This window comes from Paenibacillus tundrae (assembly GCF_030812775.1).
In the GTDB taxonomy this organism is placed as follows: domain Bacteria; phylum Bacillota; class Bacilli; order Paenibacillales; family Paenibacillaceae; genus Paenibacillus; species Paenibacillus tundrae_A.
In genome coordinates, this window is the sequence record NZ_JAUSTI010000030.1 from 13,781 (window position 1) to 33,428 (window position 19,648).

General features: G+C 45.7%; 16 protein-coding genes and 10 tRNA genes. 6 read left to right on the forward strand and 20 right to left on the reverse strand.

Annotated elements, in window-relative coordinates; genetic code table 11:
• Positions 1–194: 194 nt before the first annotated feature.
• The 4 genes from J2T19_RS27565 to J2T19_RS27580 all read left to right on the forward strand — a co-directional run bounded on the left by J2T19_RS27565 (position 195) and on the right by J2T19_RS27580 (position 3,056).
• On the forward strand, positions 195–992 hold the full coding sequence (locus tag J2T19_RS27565; RefSeq protein WP_307221612.1) for a helix-turn-helix transcriptional regulator: 798 nt from the start codon (positions 195–197) through the stop codon (positions 990–992).
• Positions 993–1,158: 166 nt separating this feature from the next.
• On the forward strand, positions 1,159–1,515 hold the full coding sequence (locus J2T19_RS27570) for a DUF1304 domain-containing protein (RefSeq protein ID WP_307221614.1): 357 nt from the start codon (positions 1,159–1,161) through the stop codon (positions 1,513–1,515).
• Positions 1,516–1,628: 113 nt separating this feature from the next.
• On the forward strand, positions 1,629–2,429 hold the full coding sequence (locus J2T19_RS27575) for a DUF4261 domain-containing protein (RefSeq protein ID WP_307221616.1): 801 nt from the start codon (positions 1,629–1,631) through the stop codon (positions 2,427–2,429).
• Between the two features lie 267 nt (positions 2,430–2,696).
• Positions 2,697–3,056 (forward strand): hypothetical protein, encoded by a 360-nt coding sequence (locus J2T19_RS27580; protein ID WP_307221617.1) that lies wholly within the window; start codon positions 2,697–2,699, stop codon positions 3,054–3,056.
• Between the two features lie 213 nt (positions 3,057–3,269).
• Here J2T19_RS27580 and J2T19_RS27585 read toward each other — a convergent pair whose 3' ends face one another.
• From J2T19_RS27585 to J2T19_RS27595, 3 genes are read right to left on the reverse strand one after another with little or no spacing between them, the layout of a single operon-like run.
• Positions 3,270–3,770, reverse strand: coding sequence for a GNAT family N-acetyltransferase (locus J2T19_RS27585; RefSeq protein WP_307221619.1), 501 nt, complete (start codon positions 3,768–3,770; stop codon positions 3,270–3,272).
• A complete protein-coding gene (locus J2T19_RS27590) occupies positions 3,767–4,336 on the reverse strand; it encodes a hypothetical protein (RefSeq protein WP_307221620.1) in 570 nt (189 codons plus the stop codon). The genes J2T19_RS27585 and J2T19_RS27590 overlap by 4 nt, the downstream gene beginning before the upstream one ends.
• Positions 4,321–4,989 carry a hypothetical protein gene (locus tag J2T19_RS27595; RefSeq protein WP_307221621.1) on the reverse strand — a complete coding sequence of 223 codons (669 nt, stop codon included), beginning with the start codon at positions 4,987–4,989 and terminating at the stop codon, positions 4,321–4,323. The genes J2T19_RS27590 and J2T19_RS27595 overlap by 16 nt, the downstream gene beginning before the upstream one ends.
• Before the next feature lie 234 nt (positions 4,990–5,223).
• Here J2T19_RS27595 and J2T19_RS27600 point away from each other — a divergent pair, with 234 nt between their 5' ends.
• On the forward strand, positions 5,224–7,200 hold the full coding sequence (locus tag J2T19_RS27600) for a methyl-accepting chemotaxis protein (RefSeq protein ID WP_307221623.1): 1,977 nt from the start codon (positions 5,224–5,226) through the stop codon (positions 7,198–7,200).
• Between the two features lie 113 nt (positions 7,201–7,313).
• The gene (locus J2T19_RS27605) at positions 7,314–9,293 is read left to right on the forward strand and encodes a methyl-accepting chemotaxis protein (RefSeq protein ID WP_307221624.1); all 1,980 of its coding nucleotides are present in this window, start codon (positions 7,314–7,316) and stop codon (positions 9,291–9,293) included.
• A gap of 263 nt (positions 9,294–9,556) precedes the next feature.
• Here the strand turns inward: J2T19_RS27605 and J2T19_RS27610 are convergent, their stop codons facing one another.
• The 17 genes from J2T19_RS27610 to J2T19_RS27690 form a co-directional block, all read right to left on the reverse strand.
• The gene (locus tag J2T19_RS27610; protein ID WP_307221627.1) at positions 9,557–10,567 is read right to left on the reverse strand and encodes a LacI family DNA-binding transcriptional regulator; all 1,011 of its coding nucleotides are present in this window, start codon (positions 10,565–10,567) and stop codon (positions 9,557–9,559) included.
• Between the two features lie 151 nt (positions 10,568–10,718).
• Positions 10,719–11,528 (reverse strand): 5-deoxy-glucuronate isomerase, encoded by an 810-nt coding sequence (gene iolB, locus J2T19_RS27615; protein WP_307221628.1) that lies wholly within the window; start codon positions 11,526–11,528, stop codon positions 10,719–10,721.
• Positions 11,529–11,593: 65 nt separating this feature from the next.
• Positions 11,594–12,649: an inositol 2-dehydrogenase gene (gene iolG / locus J2T19_RS27620; RefSeq protein ID WP_307221629.1), complete on the reverse strand. Its 1,056-nt coding sequence runs from the start codon at positions 12,647–12,649 to the stop codon at positions 11,594–11,596.
• Positions 12,650–12,727: 78 nt separating this feature from the next.
• Positions 12,728–14,203: a CoA-acylating methylmalonate-semialdehyde dehydrogenase gene (locus tag J2T19_RS27625; RefSeq protein ID WP_307221631.1), complete on the reverse strand. Its 1,476-nt coding sequence runs from the start codon at positions 14,201–14,203 to the stop codon at positions 12,728–12,730.
• A 194-nt stretch (positions 14,204–14,397) separates the two neighbouring features.
• A complete protein-coding gene (iolC, locus tag J2T19_RS27630) occupies positions 14,398–15,405 on the reverse strand; it encodes a 5-dehydro-2-deoxygluconokinase (protein ID WP_307221632.1) in 1,008 nt (335 codons plus the stop codon).
• A gap of 266 nt (positions 15,406–15,671) precedes the next feature.
• Positions 15,672–16,568: a myo-inosose-2 dehydratase gene (gene iolE, locus J2T19_RS27635; RefSeq protein WP_307221633.1), complete on the reverse strand. Its 897-nt coding sequence runs from the start codon at positions 16,566–16,568 to the stop codon at positions 15,672–15,674.
• A 57-nt stretch (positions 16,569–16,625) separates the two neighbouring features.
• A complete protein-coding gene (gene iolD, locus J2T19_RS27640) occupies positions 16,626–18,491 on the reverse strand; it encodes a 3D-(3,5/4)-trihydroxycyclohexane-1,2-dione acylhydrolase (decyclizing) (RefSeq protein WP_307221634.1) in 1,866 nt (621 codons plus the stop codon).
• 284 nt (positions 18,492–18,775) lie between these two features.
• A tRNA-Gly gene (locus J2T19_RS27645) sits at positions 18,776–18,846 on the reverse strand.
• 11 nt (positions 18,847–18,857) lie between these two features.
• Positions 18,858–18,931, reverse strand: a tRNA-Pro gene (locus tag J2T19_RS27650).
• A 7-nt stretch (positions 18,932–18,938) separates the two neighbouring features.
• Positions 18,939–19,017, reverse strand: a tRNA-Leu gene (locus J2T19_RS27655).
• A gap of 14 nt (positions 19,018–19,031) precedes the next feature.
• Positions 19,032–19,108 (reverse strand) — tRNA-Arg (locus J2T19_RS27660).
• A gap of 9 nt (positions 19,109–19,117) precedes the next feature.
• Positions 19,118–19,189, reverse strand: a tRNA-Gly gene (locus tag J2T19_RS27665).
• 10 nt (positions 19,190–19,199) lie between these two features.
• A tRNA-Leu gene (locus tag J2T19_RS27670) sits at positions 19,200–19,280 on the reverse strand.
• Positions 19,281–19,286: 6 nt separating this feature from the next.
• Positions 19,287–19,362, reverse strand: a tRNA-Lys gene (locus J2T19_RS27675).
• A 10-nt stretch (positions 19,363–19,372) separates the two neighbouring features.
• Positions 19,373–19,458: transfer RNA gene (locus J2T19_RS27680), tRNA-Tyr, on the reverse strand.
• 9 nt (positions 19,459–19,467) lie between these two features.
• Positions 19,468–19,543, reverse strand: a tRNA-Phe gene (locus J2T19_RS27685).
• Positions 19,544–19,563: 20 nt separating this feature from the next.
• Positions 19,564–19,641: transfer RNA gene (locus J2T19_RS27690), tRNA-Asp, on the reverse strand.
• Positions 19,642–19,648: the final 7 nt, after the last annotated feature.

Here is a 19,648-nt window from a genome sequence, read left to right on the forward strand (position 1 = left end):
TCCTGTTCTAGAATATGACATATCATTAAAACTACAATATTTAACGACTACAGATTACATCTGTAGTCGTTTTTTGGATACAACAGCAAACTTTCGTACTTGGTATAAAGATCAGCTACACTACACTTACCAGAATAACAGGAATGATCCATATGATGATAATGGGGGAACACATGATGCAATCCGCGAATGATATGAAGAGAGCTAGCATGGGTATACTGAAATTTGATGAGATTGACGCCACATATCAGTTGAATCGTTATGCGCCTTCTGAAGCATTACGTTCCTGGGTGAAGCACTTCTGGATTGTGTCCTGGGATCTTACTGGGAAGCAGCCTTATTCGCAGCATATCGTTCCTAATCCTTGTGTGAATCTCATAGTAGAACACGGTAATACTTTTTTCTACGGTCCTTCTAAGCGCAAGTTCACTTACATGATTAAGGAAAAAGGCAGTGTGTTTGGCGTAAAGTTCAAACCTGGCGGTTGTTATCCTTATCTCCGTACACCTATATCTGCACTGCATGGCAATCCCTTGCATGTTGGACAAATCCTCCACGTTACTTCAGACGAACTGGAAGATTACCTGCTTGGAATGAAGACCGATGCGGAAAAAGTTAGCTATATGGACCAGCTTCTCTGCGAACATCTACCTGCCGAGGATGCTAAAGCCCAATTCGTTGGCGAGATTGTTTCGCAGATTGAACTAAACCGCGATATGCTGAGGGTAGATGACTTAGCTGCCTTTTGGAATATCCATACAAGACAACTCCAGCGACTATTTAATAAGTATGTAGGGATAAGTCCCAAAGCAGTAATTAAACTGTACCGTCTGCAAAATGCGGCTGAATCTATCGAACAAGGTTCTCACTATGATCTAATTCAACTTTCTCAGAACCTGGGGTATCATGACCAATCGCATTTTATCAAAGACTTCAAGTCGATCATAGGTAGTACGCCCGAAGATTACGTAAATAACCATTCAAAAAATTGATTCTACCCTCGAATAGTGAACCACATATCTCACTTATTATGAAGAATAATATGTATATACACAATTTAATTGCACAAAATTAAATTTGTACTTCCCGTTTATAAAAGAAAGCTTTATACTGGTATACAAGTAATCCAATACATATGAGAAAGCAAGGTGTTTTTTCGTGATCAGTACGATTTTTGTAGCTCTTGTTGCTATTGAACATTTGTATATCCTCGTAATGGAGATGTTTATGTGGACAAGCCCACGTACGATGAAAACATTTGGTACCACTTCTGAATTTGCTAAGTCCACCAAGTCTCTTGCGGCTAATCAAGGTCTGTATAACGGATTCCTCGCTGCGGGTCTGATCTGGGGACTGTTATATCCAGACTCAACTGTTGGACAGCATATCCAAATTTTCTTCTTAGTCTGCGTGGTTATTGCCGCTATTTATGGAGGAGCAACTTCCTCCCGTTCGATTATCATTAAACAAGGCTTGCCTGCCATTATTGCATTGCTTCTCGTCCTGTTCCTCTAATCACATGCGTTATCATGACATCTCGGATTATTACATTCTCCCCATATGTTATGGTAAGGTAATGACATAGAGCTTATGTCAATTACTGTGATTGGTTGAAAGGAGAACGTCTCATGGGATTGTTTGATAAACTTCGACGTCGTAAAAAGGAAACTGTGCAGGTAGATGAGGTTTCAACGTCCACTCCGCAATATGAAACCATCGTTGGATTCGTTCTGTTAGAACGTGAGGAATGTGATTTGAATGTCTTCATCCATAAGATGAAACAGGAATGGGACATAGACATTGATGAGCAACCGGAAGAAGGCAATTTATTTTTTGAAGTGAACGGTATGCAAGTGGTATGTGCTCATATAGCTGCTCCTGTGCCTGATCGTGAAGTCGAGGAGAATGCCAAACTAAATATACTTTGGCGAGAAGCGGAACAAGTGACTTCCCGACATCAATCGCAAATTATAGTGTCTGTTCTGAATGCAACCGATGCGATTCAAGGACATATTCTGTTCACCAAGACAGCCAGCGCACTGCTACAATTGGATCATACACTCGCCATATATCTTGCACCACTTGTTGTGGAAGCAAGTCAATACGTAGAGATCAGTCGTTGGCTGAAGGAGGACGAGCTCCCTGTATCGCTGTGGGTGTATATTGGTTTATTCCAAGATGCTCAAGGTGCCTCAGCTTATACATACGGTTTACGTAGATTTGGGAAAGACGAGATGGAGATTACCCAATCTGCTGAAGCATTAAGTGATGTGTATGAGATGATGTTTATGACTACAACTTATGTCATTGAGAATGATGTCACGTTGCACGACGGGGAGACACTTGGGTTCACAGCAGAACAGAAGCTGCCTATCACTCGTTCGGAAGGAATAGCTACAGAAGGTCATAGTCTCAAAATAGGTTATTAGTCTATTACTAGCGATAGATACGCAATGCCAGATGTTACATCACCATAAGCTGCCTATGTCGTTTATAGATATGGCAGCTTTTTTGGTATCTAATTTAACCTTTTCTCATGTAGCTGCATGTTCCCAGACTAACCCATGCATACCACTAAATAGTCCATAAGTATCACAAAAAGCTAATTGTAGTTTTCATTCATGCTAAAAATAGGTATAATTAATAGGTAAATAGACTCACATTTACATACATTTTATGACTGAGGAGTTGCCTAAATGTCCGTTAGACTTTTAGATTCAGACACACCCATTTTGGAGATTATTTGGGACGGAATTGTAACGCCAGAACAAGTGGAAGAGGCGAATATACAAATTCAACAACTGAGTAATTCACTAGGGGATTCATTCGATGTGTTGGTCGATATGCGTAATATGAAGGCTTTCCCCCAAGATACCAAAGAAAAAATTGTAGAGCACCAGAAAATGCTTACGCAATTGGGCATGAAACGCGCCAGTGTGGCCGTAGGCGGAGCCATAGCCAAAATGCAATTGAATCGAATCTCCAAAGATTCCAATCATCAAACCGAGTTTCAATGGGAAACGTATGATGAAGCATTGGCCTTTTTGCGAAAATAATCAATCGATGCTTTTGACTTATGTTTCACGAGCATTCCAATCTAAGCTGCATATAAAAAGGCACTTCCTGATGGAAGTGCCTTTTCTGCTCTGTTCCGCTCTGTTCTGTTCAGAATTCCCCCTGTTCTTTCTCACCTATAGGCACACCCTGAACTTCCAGTGAAAATCCAATATTTATTTCATTTGTAATTCTAAATTGGGATCCACGCTCTCTTAATGTATAGTGCACACCATCGTGACCGATGTGTCACACATGCCTACTTTGACAAATCCGAATCGACGATACAATCGAATCGCTTCGTTATCTGGATCAACACTAAGTGATACGGTCGCAATTCCTCTTTGCTTCGCTTCCTCCAATGCAGCTTGAATTAAGCGTGTACCCACACCTTGTCCGCGTGCTTCTTCAATGATTGCCATTCCCATTTCTGGTGTCTCCGCATTGACGTAGCCGAATCCTGCATTTTGTTCATCGAAGAACCTTAGTGTGATAGAGCCTAGTCTTCTGTCCTGCCCCTCGTGGGTAGCCACAGCCACAAATCCAAAGTCGCCTTCTCTTCCCCATCCCTCTACATATTTTGATAGTTCAGGCTGATTTATGATATCCCGTTCAAAAGGCTCTTCACCCTCTTTAGTGTGCAAGGATGCATATAACATTTCCCATAAAAATGGAACATCTCGCTCATCAATGGGTCGAACGACAATATCAGTCATGCAGCATCCTCCTTTAACTTATTAAAAATACGTTCAAGTTCATTAAAGTTGAATTCATTGGTAATTTCAAAATCCCCAAAGGCATCCCTTGTTGCAGCACCATTATAAGTAGATATTGTATTTTCACTATAGACCCAAACCCCGAAATGTTCTGTAAATCGGCCCTCCTTATTTATCACAATACGTATTTCGTAGTAAGGCAGATCATTGAGAGGGCGCGCCTCTTTTACTTTCTTGAGTTCAATATCTCTGAATAGCTTCAATACATTCTGGATCTGCTTCGGATCTTCAAGTCGAACTTCTTCTTCCTCAGCGGACGAGATTCTGGTAATCTTACGTATCTGCAATGTCTCAATCTTATCAAGCATGGTTATATGATCGGTTACCTCTGCACGAAACGTAGTATGCTGACTCTTCACATATAACGGAAACGCAATAGCGGCAACTACAACAACCGTAACTATAGCTAGAATATACATCGTTCTATTTTTCATATGATAGCGAAGCACCCCTCCCATTAAAATTCGATAAAATCCTTTAACATGGATGGCTAGAGCTTTACCCAACCTGATCCACTGAAATATCTGCGAAATCCCTTTTCAGATCCTTCTGCAGAATTCATGGGATACCAAAGCTGTTGCCGAAGCTCCTCATCTGATAACACGCCTAATTCATGATCATGCTGATCTTCACTGCTCAACCAATCGGCAGAAGCACTAAAATTGACCTGTACATGGGATTGATCATGCTTAGTCACCATCACATAATTCTGTACAAGTTTAGTCGAATCGGCATCCTCCGGAGTCAAATAACTAGTATTTTCATACACCTGTCGAAACTCCCTCTGTATCTCAGATCCATCTCGAACTTCTTCAATCTCTGCAAGAAACCCGGTTTGCACATCGACACCAGCTCCTAGATCGACACGTGCAGTATATTCAGCATGGTAGATATTGGAGAAGTAAGAAGCAGGTTGCCCCTTAAGCTGAGAAAAATCCTCTCCTGTAAGTTCCAGATATCTAGAATGGAATTGTTCAGGGGACAAGCTTGTCATTTCCCAATGGAAGGCTGCATCACTAAGAGAATCCATTACAATCTCAACCTCAGGAGTGGGAGGTGTGTGGTCTTCTAATTCTTGTTCTCGCGAGGGATTAAGCAGAATTAAGAGCGCAACAAAACACGCAGATAAGATGTATCCCCACTTTTTAATGATACTCACTCCCCTTTTTCACCTAACTTCTTAGACCCTTAAACTCTTAAACTCTTAAAAAAAGGCTCTACTTTTCTCCATCTATGTAAATAACGTTGATTCTATACGAAAGTTATTCATTATTTTCAATTGAAATCGCATTCAGGAATGTTATCTCTAAAATTTAAAATTTATATGACGATATACTTCATAAGCTTTTAACCATGCTAACACATTTATGACATCTAGGGGGAGAAGTAACGTATGAAATTAAAACTTAAATTGATGTTGGCCTTCTTGATCACCGTCCTTGTCACTGCAGGTGCGCTCGCACCACTGGGTCTGTATCAGTCAAGCAAACAAGCCACGCAAAGTGTGAACAACAAACTAGACGGATTGGTATCTGCCGCAACATTTCAGTTGGACGGTTGGTTACATGGCAATGAAAAATTAGTTGAAACACTAGGGCTCGTATTCCAAGAAGCTGTACCAGCTTCTGATGTGAATGAGGATTATTTGTCCATCATGTACCAGGGCACCAACCAGAACAATATAGAGGATTTATATTACGGTAACGAGGATGGTCAGTTTATAAACGGTTCTGATTTCGTCCAAGCAGCAGATTATGATCCCAGAGAACGTTCCTGGTACCAAGAAGCTGTAGCAGCCGACAAGCTGATCTTTACCGATCCATACATCGATAACAAATCTAAACAATTCACGGTGTCCATCGCCATGCCTGTAAAAACAGAGAATGGTGCGCTACAGGGCGTTGTAGCTTCTGATATTTTGCTCTCTAAACTAACCGATGCGGTCAATCAGATTGATCTGGGTGGGTTAGGCTACACCTTTATGCTTGATAAAAATGGCGTCATCTTGGCTCATCCACAAGCTGAGATCGCAAGCACTTCCGCTGCGGACAACGCTGAATTGGGACCATTACTATCAGAGATGTTAGCTAATCCAGCAGGTCAGAAGTCTTTCCAATATAACGGAGAGAACCTGCTCTTATACTTCAAACAGATTCCAAGTACAGGTTGGATTGTCGGTTCAGTCATTTCTGAAAAACTCGCTTATGCTGAATATTATCAATTACGCAACCAATATATTCTCATTATTACGGTTACGTTGGTCGTTGTTTTGGCAGGAGCATATGGTGTTGCCGCTCGTTTAATCAAACCTCTGAAACGACTCCAGCTCATGTCTGCTCAAATGTCTGAAGGTGATTTCACAGGTCGTGTTCCCTCCAAAGGAAAAGATGAATTCGCCGAGCTTGGAGTGGCCTTTAATTCAATGTCTGATCAGCTCAGCCAGTTGTTACAACAGGTACAGCAGTCTGCAGATCGGGTTCAGGACATTTCACATGATATGGAGAATCATACCGAGAATACCCAGCGTATTGCTGAACAGATATCCATCGCTACAGACGAGCTCGCTCAAGGATCAAGCAGCCAGGCAGAGTCTGTCTATGAAGGCTCTAACCGACTAACCGAAATGAGCCACACCGTTAACGGCATTAATGGCAGTATCGAGCAGTCGGTAGCTATGATGCAGGAGGCAACAGACGCCATGCATGCAGGATTACAAGCCGTAGACCATCAAGTACATCTCGCAGAAGATAACCGTAAATCTATTCAACAGGTCGGAGAATCCATTCACTTATTGGCAGATAAATCTCGCAAAATTGAAGATATCGCCAGCATGATCCGTGATATTTCGGCTCAGACGAACTTGCTCGCTCTGAATGCCTCCATTGAAGCTGCTCGAGCGGGAGAACATGGACGTGGGTTTGCTGTAGTTGCGGGTGAGGTACGCAAACTAGCGGAGCAATCTTCCCAGTCTGTTGATTCAATTATTGTGCTGCTAAGTGAAATTCAGGCTGCGAGCAGTCAAAGCGTCGATGAAGTAACGTCTGCCGAACATGTCACCCAGCAACAAGTTGCTTCCGTTCATGACATGCGGAATGTATTTGCACGAATTAAACAATCGGTCGATGGCATTGACCATCAGGTGAGACAGGTTTCCACAGCGACCTCTGAACTCGACAGCAATGCGGGGAAAATTGCCGAGGTAATCTCCAGTGTTGCCGCGATGTCTGAACAGAGTGCTGCTTCCACAGAGGAAGTCGCTTCTTCGACTCAAGAACAGTTCAATTACATTACAACCATTTCAGAACGCTCTAGAGAATTAACGAATCATGCCAACACGTTATTTAACGAAGTTAAAAAATTTAAAATTTAATATTTCTCCATACTAAATATCTGCTTCATTTTGACGATATATTATCTAAGTTATAAGTCTTAAAGTTTCATTCAAACACAAGAAATAGAACCGGATGCTTGGGGGGAATGGGAATGAAGCTCAAACCAAAATTAATGATGATGTTTCTCGCCGCCGTATTAATCACAGCAGTTCCGCTTGCAGCTCTGGGCTTGATTCAAACCAAGAAGCAAGCAACGTTACATGTGGACACTAAATTAAATGGACTAATCACCTCATCAGCCAACGATTTGAATGGATGGATTAGCAGTAACGCTAAAGTGGTTGAAACACTGTCGTTCATCATTCAGGAGGGTGTACCCGAGGGGCAGCTCAATGCAGATTATTTTCATATTATGAAGCTTGGTAGCAATAAAGAAAGCCTCTCGGATCTCTATTTTGGTGCAGAACAAACTGGCGAGTTTCTTAATGGCTCCGGCTGGGTGCCTGATCCTGATTACGATCCCCGAAAACGACCATGGTACATGGAAGCCAAGCAGGCTAACCAATTAACATTCTCCGATCCTTACCTAGATATGGTGACTAATCAATATGCCGTGTCCATCGCCATGCCTGTCCAGAATAAGGAAGGGCAATTACAAGGGATTGCGGCAGCCGATCTGCTTCTCTCCACCCTTACCGACACGGTGAGTAAGATCAACCTAGATGGACTAGGATACACCTTCTTAATTGATAAAAAAGGACAGCTCCTAGCTCACCCTGATGAGAAGCTCGTGAATACATCTGCTGCGGACGATCCAGAACTCCAGCCGTTATTGGCTGATATGCAAGCCAACCCTTCAGGACAGAAGCTTTTCCGTTACAACGATGAGAACTATTCATTGTTCTATCAGCAGATTCCGAGTACAGGCTGGGTGATTGGTGCAGTAATTTCCGAAAAGCTCGCTTATGCCGAGTATTACTCCTTACGTAATAATTATATTCTGATTATCGGAATTACACTGCTTGTTGTGATGGCTGCATCGTATTGGATTGCCACACTCTTCATTAAGCCTCTGAGAAGCCTTCATGGTACATCCCAGCAAATGTCGAGTGGTGATTTTACCAGCCGAGTGAACATCAAGGGCAGAGATGAATTTGCCGAGCTGGGCACGGCATTTAATCAGATGTCAGATCAGCTGAGTACGCTGCTTCAACAGGTGACCTCTTCCGCGGATCAGGTACAGCGTATTTCTGGTGAGATGCAAGACCATACGAACAATACGAAGCGCATAGCAGAGCAAATCTCCATTGCCACAGATGAACTAGCTCAAGGGTCTAGCCAGCAAGCCGAATCTGTCTACGATGGCTCCAGTCGTCTGTCGGAGATGAGTGATAACGTTAGCGGTATTCACCGCAGTGTAGAGCAATCCGTCAACATGATGCGTGAAGCGAGTGAAGCTATGCAAGTAGGGATTCAGGCCGTTGACCATCAGGTCGAGCTTGCAGGCGATAATCGCAAGTCTATTGACCGTGTGGGAGAGTCCATCACACTGCTGGCAGACAAGTCTCAGAAGATCGAAGGCATTGTCGATATGATTCGTGGCATTGCCTCACAGACCAATCTGCTTGCCTTGAACGCTTCAATTGAAGCAGCTAGAGCAGGTGAACATGGACGTGGGTTCGCCGTCGTAGCCGAAGAAGTCCGGAAGCTCGCTGAACAATCTTCAAGTTCTGCCCAGGATATCATCGTATTGCTGGATGAAATTCAGGCGGCCAGTCGCCAAAGCGTACATGAGGTGGTCTCTGCTGAAGGTGGCATTGATCAGCAAGTCGCTGCCGTGCATGAGATGCGGGAGTCATTCACACGGATTAAGCAATCCATTGATGGTATCGACAGCCAGTTAGGACTCGTATCCTCTGCCACGACAGAACTGGATGGCAATGCAGGCAAGATTGCTGAGATCATCTCCAGCGTAGCAGCCATGTCGGAGGAAAGTGCAGCTTCCACTGAGGAAGTTGCCTCCTCAACACAAGAACAGGTGAATTACACGACCAATATATCGAAGCGTGCTAATGAACTCTCGCAGCATGCCAACACATTATTCCAGGAAGTGAAAAAGTTCAAAATTTAAACGGAAACGTTCAAATTAGGACAATGCGTACCTTCTTCGAAGTATTTCAGTAGTGATAAACGAAGTTGTTTGTCCTTGAATAAGCAATTTCTCAAATCTGCTTCGCCCACTGCTCACTGAACGATAGACACGAATGAAACGCTTAGAATGATAAATAAGCCGCGTCTCCCACTAGGGAATCATACGGCTTATTTATTTTGTGCTCCAGTATTGTTCTGATTGAGATCAGGAGCAGCGGCATAACGATATGCGAGCTGCTCCTGTTAGCGTTCAACCCTAGGTCCTGTCGACTCCCGTATCACCAATTCAGGCTTCAACACTTTCTGCTGTGGCTGCTTGTTGTGATCCTTCAACTCTTCAATGAGAATATCCACTGCATGACGACCAAGCTCTTCAATAGGCTGAGCAATCGTTGTGAGCGGCGGGCTCGTCACTGACGCCAGAATCGTATTATCAAAACCAATGATCGACACATCTTCTGGCACACGTAGACCTAGTTCCTTCGCTGCCTGTAGCGCACCGATCGCCTGTATGTCATTACAGCAGAATAGACCTGTTGGACGCTCGATATCGCTAAGGAGTTGAAGCACTTCCTGTTTGGCCGCGTGCAAGTCAGCAGAAGAAGCTCTAATTCGTTCCGGTGCAAGCGTGTGACCTGCTTGCTGCAGCTGCTCGCGGAAACCTCGGATGCGTTCTTGACTACTGCTCACCTTGAACGGCTCAGATAATACAGCAAGATGGGTATGTCCTAGTTCCAGTAGGTGTTGCGCTGCCAGCGCACCGCCTAAACGGTCATCAATAGCGACTGTGTGCACAGATAGCGTTGGCATCTGCCTTGCGATCAGTGCAACAGGAATCGATTGTTGCAGCAGTGGTGCCAATATATCTGCATTATCGATCCCCGTTCCGATCATCATGCCATCGACTCTTTTTTGCTGTAACAAATTCAGATAGCGCTCTACCCGCTCGTCCTTGTTATCTGTACTGCAGATCACGACGCTATATCCGAGCTTGCGACTCCGATCCTCCACCGCCCGAGCCAGCTCGGCAAAATACGGATTCGAAATATCGGGAACGAGCAGCCCCAAGGTATACGTCTGTTTGCCAGTAAGTGCGGCAGCAATGGCACTTGGTTGATAGTGCAGACGTTCCATAATCTCCATGATCTCGGCGCGGCGCTTTTCACTAATTTTCCCTTTGCCGTTAATGACCTGCGACACCGTTGCTATCGATACACCCGCTTCACGTGCTATATCATAAATGGTTGCTTTCAATGTTATATCCCCATTTGTACTACATATAAAGTTCATTATACATAGGTAATCGTTTCTTCTTATTATGCAGGGGGATGTCCGCATAAGCAACCAACTGTAGGTTCTTCCCGTGCATAAGACAAGTCCAGCATGTTAAGGACTCTGAAGGAGTCTATCTTTTGTTCATCAGCCAATCATGGTCAGGATCGTTATGGAATTTCCATGTCCGCGTTGGTCCAGCCATCACATTCAGATAATACACCTCGTACCCTGGAGGAGCACCTACCGGATGGTATCCGCACGGGACAAGCACCACTTCGCCATTGTTGACGGCGAGCGTTTCATCCACAGAACGATCATCAGTATAGATCCGTTGAATAGCGAAGCCTTGCTGGGGCTCTACACGGAAATAATATGTCTCCTCCAGCAATGACTCATCTGGTAGTGCATCCCGATCATGTTTGTGTGGAGGATAACTTGACCAGTGTCCATCCGGTGTAAACACTTCTACTACAAGCAAACTGTCGGCTTCCTTCTGCTCTGGCAAAATGTTATGGATCTGCCGCTCCAGATTACCGTACCCTCGTGTCTCAACGCCAACATCCTCAGGTGTAATCAGACGTGCTGGGTAACTTCCTTTACCAGGCGCTGCACAAATAGCAATTTCAAGCTTGGTAAGTGCAGTAACCTGTACTTGATCTGAACTCGGAACATACACAGAATACGGAGGGATTTTCTCAAAAACACTCATTCTACGTCCAATATTCTCCCACGTGTTCTTCTGTGTACTCACATTCGCAAGTCCGCTAAGAAGAACGATACACAGCTCCTGATCCTCGCTCTCACGCACCCATGTCTGATTCTCCTCCAGTTGTACCACCTGAAATCCTACGTATTCCCAGCCGGCCGACTCTGGTGTAACGGATAAGAGTGTTCCATCCTCTGCTGGTTTGAATTCGGGCTTCACTATGCGCTCTGACATGTGGTTACCGACTCCTCTCGAATTGCAATTTTAGAACAAAAAGCGATAGCAGTTAACTTGTTTGCTTAAGATTGAACAGCCGTCTGCGAATCCACTGATACACTCGTTACCTCACGAAGCTTGATCGGTCTTCCCTGTTGGAGTGACATCCGAGCCGCATATGCAATCCGCTCTGCCTGAACCGCATCATGACCATCCACGATCACAGGTGTATCCTTCAGAATAGCCTCTATAAACAGCGCTGTTTCTTGTACATACGCTTCATTGTAACGTTCAAGGAAAAAGTGGAGTGGTTTGTCCCGCAGCAAACCCGTGGCTGTGCTAAGCTCTACTGTATTCGGATGATCGTTGGCAGCCGCAGTGCTACCCATTGATCCAAACACTTCCACACGTTGGTCATATCCGTATACCGCACGGCGGCTATTATCAATAACACCAATGGCTCCATTAGCAAAATTCATCGTCACAATCGCGGTATCCACATCTCCATATTCAGCAAATACGGGGTCCACCAGCACATTGCCTTGAGCATACACTTCCTCTACTTCACTGCCTGAGAGATAACGAGCCATATCAAAATCATGAATCATCATATCCATGAAAATCCCACCGGATACCCGGATATACTCCGCAGGCGGCGGGCTAGGGTCACGAGAGGTAATCTTGATAATATGAGGTTCTCCGATGGATCCATCCTGTACATGTGCGCGCACCTGTCTGAAATTATGATCAAAGCGGCGATTGAATCCGATCTGTAGCTTCACTCCTGCCTGCTGAACAGCCGCTACTGCTGCCTCTGTCTGATGAAGATCCATACTCACTGGTTTCTCACAAAAAATATGCTTACCTGCTTGCGCCGCTAATTCAATAAGTGGCACATGAGTGTCTGTTGATGAACAGATCAATACAGCATCCACATCAGGGTGTTCAATAAGCTCTGTACTGTTCGTTGTTACCACTGAGATACCACGCATTGATGCCCAAGCTTCCAGCTCTGGCCCTGCAAATAGATCACTTATTCCCACGATCTGCACATGAGGATTGCACAACAAATTGTCGGCATGAATTTTACCAATTCGTCCTGCGCCAATAATACCCACTCTCACCTTGTCCTTGCCCATCCCGCTACCTCCCTGTATGCATATCCTGTCTCCCATGACTTACTTCGGCTTCATTATGATCAGATGATCACCCGTTGCTTACCAACGAGCCGTGACCATCTTTTTGCGCGTATAAAACTCGACGCCGTCTGCCCCGTTGGCATGAAGATCCCCATAGAATGATTTCTTCCAGCCGGAAAATGGGAAGAATGCCATCGGCGCTGGCACGCCTAGGTTAATGCCCAGCATACCCGCATCAATGGTTTCACGGAATTGCCGCATGTGAGCTCCGCTACGTGTGAACAAGCACGCTCCGTTAGCAAAATCAGAACGGTTTGCCAGCTCCACCGCTTCCTCCAACGTCTCCACTCTCGCTACGGCAAGAACCGGAGCAAAAATTTCATCTTTCCAGATTTTCATCGTGCTATCTACTTTATCGAATACGGTTGGTCCTACAAAGTAGCCTGCTTCCCCGCTCGCCTTATCCTTACGTCCGTCCCGAATCAATGCCGCTCCTTCTTGCTCTCCGGCCTCGATATAACCCAGTGTACGTTCTTTATGTCCCGCGCGAATGACTGGGCCTAAGAACACTCCCTCATCCAGACCATTACCAATGGTAATTCGATCTGCTGCTTCCACCAGCTTCTCTACAAGTGTGTCTGCAACATCGCCTACAGCCACAACCACTGAACACGCCATACAGCGCTCTCCCGCCGAGCCAAACGCCGCGCTAGTAATCTCTTTCACCGTGAGGTCAAGGTCAGCATCTGGCATAACGATAGAGTGGTTTTTAGCACCAGCTAGTGCCTGTACCCGTTTACCATGAGCGGAAGCAGTTTTATAGATGTATTCAGCCACAGGCTGTGATCCGACAAAAGAGATCGCTTGAATCTGCTTATGCTCAAGCAATCCGTTCACGACATCATGTGCACCGTGAACGATATTAAGCACACCATCCGGTAGTCCAGCTTCCTTGAATAGCTCTGCCAAGCGCCCTGCCAGCAGAGGTGTACGCTCCGATGGCTTCAGGACAAATGTATTTCCGCAGGCGATAGCTAGCGGGAACATCCAGCACGGTACCATCATCGGGAAGTTGAATGGAGTAATCCCGCCAATTACGCCTACAGGGTACCGGTACATACCTGACTCCAGTCCGGTGGCGATGTCAGGTAATTGTTTACCCATCATGAGATTCGGGGCACCTGCTGCGAATTCAACGCATTCAATACCACGCAGAACTTCGCCGTAGGCCTCTGCGTAACTTTTACCATTTTCCAGTGTGACCAGTCTTGCAAGCTCTTCCCAATGTTCTACGAGCAACTGCTGATAACGGAACAAAATCCGTGCACGGCGCGGCACCGGGGTAACACTCCAGGATCGGAATGCCTCACGTGCTGTTTCAACAGCCTGATCTACATCTGCTCGCTCAGAAAGTGGCACATATGCGATGATCTCTTCCGTAGCTGGATTCACAACAGGCTCCGTACGGGTAGATGTTGGAGTCACCCAAGTCCCCCCGATCCAGTTTTGTACCATTGTCACATTTGTCGATGTCTCCGATGTTCCTTTTGTCATAACCTAGTCCCCCTTCGTATAGACGTGCCCTATGAACTTACCTATGCCTGAAATGGCAGTAGTGAAGTTAATCCGTTAAATTATATAGGTTCAACTAAAGAAGGTTCAGTTGCACTTATATAGTTAACTAATAAATTAGTATATGATCCTCGGTAAACGTATCTGCATTTCAGAGTAATGATGCGATCCAACGATCACACTGTGATTTCGCCTCGATTACAACGTGCGATATATTCATTCACCTGTTCCACCGTAGGCATTGCATCCGAACAACTGTGACTGGAGATGACAATGCTGGCTGCTGCTGCACCATACCCCATACTGCGTTCAATCGTCCATCCTTGCATCAGACCATATAGGAATCCGGCTGCGTAAGAATCTCCGGCTCCAAATGTTTTGACAACACGCGCTGGATAACTATCCGCACGGTGAGACAGCCCTTCTCTTGTGTACGCAATGGAACCTTCCTTGCCGTGTTTGATCACTACGATTTTGGCATCAAAGTCGAACCATTTCTGAGCGGTTACCTGATCGTTATGCTCTGGGTTATGATCAAATGTTTCCATCATATCGAACTCTTCGCGAGTACCTAAAATGATGTCACACTTCTCCGCTGCCAAATTGTAATATACCGCTGTTTCTTCTGCTGAAGACCATGTATATGGACGGTAATCTAGATCAAACACAATGACTGTTCCATGTCTCTTCGCATAAGTTAGTGCCTGTAATACCGCTTCACGAGAAGGACTCTGAGCTAGCGCAGTACCAGAAATCAAGAGCACGCTGGAATCTGCAATGAGTTGCTCTTGCACCTCACGCGGCTGCAACTTCAGATCAGCTACGTTATCCCGGTACATCAGAATGCTGCAATCGGTCGGGCTTTTGATCTCTGTAAATGCAAGTCCTGTAACTGCCCCCGTATCGTCCGATACAACATTGGAGGTGTCGATGGTGTTCTGCTCCAGATAACTTTGGATGAAGCGTCCCATCTGATCGTTTGCGATCTTGCCAATAAATGCTGTCTTCATGCCAAGCCTTGACATGCCAATCGTAATATTGGCGGGAGAGCCACCTACATATTTCGTAAACGTCATCGTTTCTTCCATAGGGCGGTTGATCTCGTTGGCATTAAGGTCGATGCATAATCGGCCAATCGCAGTGAAGTCTAGCTTTCTGGATACCGGAAAGGATACGTAGGTCATTACCATTGAACCCCTTTCTAAGGGAAATATTTAATGAATCAGATTGAGTCTTGGTCGCTTTGTTAGCTCAGTACTAATCGTCTATCTTACTAACAGTCATTGATGAATCCTCTGAATAAGTTTTTATGGCTCTCTATGAGTTACTAAAAATCCATTATATTCCTCTGTAAAGCTAGCGCTATTGACTCTGGTGGAAGTCTAAATACCTCTGCTGACTTGATATCGTTCGGTAGTATCTTTATCTATTTTTTGAACCAGTTCGTAGACTACCCAATTAGGGATTCCATGTATTGCAGAGAGCGTTTCGCATACTCATAAGGATTATGAATTGCTGGATCTTGTTCCCCTTCGAGCATCGCCCAGCCGTCATATCCTCGCGTGATCAATTCCTGAAGAATTGGTGCAAAGTCAATACATCCGTCACCCGGTACAGTAAACACTCCTCTACGAATACAACCGACAAAATCAGATTGTGCCTCCCTTGCCTCATCAAGCACATGTGGACGAATATCCTTCAGGTGAATATAGGCTATACGGTCATAATGTTTACGAAGCACTGTAAGTGGATCTGCACCACCGTAATAGGCATGACCCGTATCGTACAGGAGGTACACCAGTGAAGGATCGGTGAGCTCCATAAGACGGTCAATTTCATCTGGCTGCTCTACCACAGTGCCGCCATGGTGGTGATATGTGAGCTTGAGCCCATACTCTTGAGCGATAGCTCCAGCTGCATTCAAGCCATCAGCAAATGTATGCCATTCCGATTCGCTAAGTCTTAATACTTCTTTTTCATGCGGTGTGCGCCGTGGGTCAAAATGCAGCGAACCCCCTACCTCAGCCGTACTAATCACCTTACTACCCATCGACTGTAAAAATTCCGCGTGTCTACGGTAACTGTCCAGCTCGGATAAACGATAGGCTGGGTCTGATAGCAACACAGATTTCCATTGGGAAACAAGACGGATGTTCCGCTTATTCAATTCCTCGCGTAGCGTTGCAGAATCGGTTGGATATTTGCGTCCCATCTCCGTACCTGTTAACCCGAGACGCTGAATGTCATCTAAAATCTGCTCACAGGTTGTGGCATCGCCATGTTCCTTCACGTCCTCTCCAACCCAATTAATCGGATGAACCCCGAGCTGAAAGGGCAACTTGTTCATTTCTTTACATCTCCTTTGTCGTTCAGCCTATAGCTTCGTATCGTGAACAGTGCTGAATTAAATGGGTCTTGCTTTGGATCGATTCGTTAACATTGCCTGATGAGCATGAATTACCTTTTCTTCTGTAGAAACCTCCGGTACACCCACATTCCACCATGACTCGTACCCACCTGCGTTCGTTCCCGGCACGACTGAGATCTCGATGAGTGTAGTCACGTTCTCGTTTCTAGCATCCTTGAGTGCCTGCTCCAACTGCTCCGCAGTTTCAGCCTTGTAAGCTTTCGCTCCCATACTCTTGGCATGAGCAACAAAATCCATTTGCATATAATCGCCAGAGAGTCTTCCGCTCTCCGAATCCCGGTACCTGAACTCGTTACCGAACCCGTCGCTTCCATGCTCACGCTGTAGGTTATGGATACACTGGAATCCGTTGTTGTTAAATAATAAAACAGTGAACTTCTTCTGTTCCTGTAAGCTGGTCACCAGTTCAGAATGCAGCATCAGATAACTTCCGTCGCCAACCATGGCGTATACCTCACGATCAGGCTCAGCAAGCGCAGCTCCGAATGCACCGCTTACCTCATAACCCATACACGAGAATCCATACTCCATGTGATATGTCTTCGGCTCTGCTGCTCGCCACAGACGATGTAAGTCTCCTGGTAGACTACCTGCTGCACACACGATAACGGAAGATGGATCAATCGTTTCATTAATAACGCCAACGGCAGTAGTCTGTGCCAAACCATCTGCATGTTCTAAACTGTACAGCCGATCTACCTCTGTAATCCATTCATCTCGCAAGTCAGCAACTTCAGTTGCATCATATCCTGTTTGGTACTGCTGCTCCTGCAATGCTTTTTGCAGTGCCTGTAGACCTTCCTGTGCATCTGCTAGAATGGCTTCTCCACCTAATTTGGCGGCATCCATGCTATTAAGATTAATGTTGATGAAAGTAGCTTCCGGATGCTGAAAAGCAGAGCGAGACGCCGTCGTAAAATCGGAGAACCGAGTTCCCACACCGATTACAACGTCCGCTTCCCTTGCAAGCCTATTGGCTGCTAGGGAGCCAGTAACCCCAATGGCACCCACATTTAGCGGGTGGTTCCACGGTATAGCACTTTTACCGGCTTGCGTCTCGGCAACAGGAATACCAAATCTCTCAGCGAATTCCGCTAATTGTGCGGATGCCTCAGAGTACAATACACCGCCACCGGCAATGAGCAGTGGTTTCTTACTGCGGGCAATCTGTTCCGTTGCCCGTTCCAGTGCAGCTTGAACTGGTGGACGGCGATCCAAGTAGTGTACTTTACGAGCAAAGAACGATTCTGGATAATCGTATGCTTCTGCCTGAACATCCTGCGGCAGTGCCAATGTTACCGCGCCTGTCTCTGCTGGGTCAGTTAATACTCGCATGGCTTGTGTTGCTGCAATCATTAATTGTTCTGGTCGAACGATTCGATCCCAATACTTGCTGACAGCTTTGAAGGGATCGGTTGCTGAGATCGTATAGTCACTACTTACTTCCAGTTGCTGCAGCACTGGATCAGGCTCTCGCGTTGCAAAATTATCACCGGGAAGCAGTAGAACAGGAATCCGATTGACTGTTGCTGTTGCCGCCGCTGTGATCATGTTCAGCGCACCTGGTCCAATGGAGGTTGTACAGGCATAGATTTGTTTACGATTCTTCTGCTTGGCATAAGCGGTGGCGGTATGCACCATGCCTTGTTCATTTTTTCCTTGCATATATCGCAGCGTACCCGGGCTACGCTCCAGTGCTTCTCCAATACCAGTCACATTCCCGTGCCCAAAAATACCGATGACACCTTTTACAAACTTAGTTTCTACACCATCTACCAAAATGTACTGCTGATCTAAATATCGAAGTAATGCCTGTGCCATCGTCAGTCGAATTGTTCCCATTCGTTAATTGTCTCCCTTCCCTTTACAGGTTAAGCGCTTAATCTACGTTAAGTTTAAGCGCCTTACCTCTAAAGGTTAAGCGCTTAATTCACATGGTAATACAGCTTGCTGATTTAGGCAAGACATTTTTGTAAGCGTTTTATATTTATAATATTAAAAATTCGGTAAGGATGTGCGTTGAATATTGCTCCTATTGGACTTGGATAATGTTATTACATTCGTTGAAGCATAAAAAAAGCAAAAGAGATATGGCATACACCATATCTCTTTTGCTTTTCTATTGAAGCGGGTGATGGGAATCGAACCCACGCTATTAGCTTGGAAGGCTAAAGTTCTACCATTGAACTACACCCGCATACGATAAGATCGGGATGACACGATTTGAACATGCGACCCCCTGGTCCCAAACCAGGTGCTCTACCAAGCTGAGCTACATCCCGTTATGTATACCGGCGAGAGGACTCGAACCTCCACGGTTTCCCACTCGATTTTGAGTCGAGCGCGTCTGCCATTCCGCCACGCCGGCATATGAAGTTATAATGGCGCGCCCTGAGAGATTCGAACTCCCGGCCTTTTGATTCGTAGTCAAACGCTCTATCCAGCTGAGCTAAGGGCGCAAATATTAAAGCGGAAGACGGGAATCGAACCCGCGACCCTCGCCTTGGCAAGGCGATGCTCTACCGCTGAGCCACTTCCGCAAATAAAGGATGCGCGTGGAGGGACTTGAACCCCCACGTCAAAGACGCTAGATCCTAAGTCTAGTGCGTCTGCCAATTCCGCCACACGCGCATATAATGGTGAGTCATGAAGGGCTCGAACCTTCGACACCCTGATTAAAAGTCAGGTGCTCTACCAACTGAGCTAATGACTCATGAGAAAACTGGTGGAGGATGATGGATTCGAACCACCGAACCCGTACGGGAGCAGATTTACAGTCTGATGCGTTTGGCCACTTCGCTAATCCTCCAGGATTACATGGTGGCTCGGGACGGAATCGAACCGCCGACACGAGGATTTTCAGTCCTCTGCTCTACCGACTGAGCTACCGAGCCTTATTTTGTTTTGGGATTAATGGCGGAACCGACGGGATTCGAACCCGCGATCTCCTGCGTGACAGGCAGGCATGTTAGGCCAACTACACCACGGTTCCAGGCATT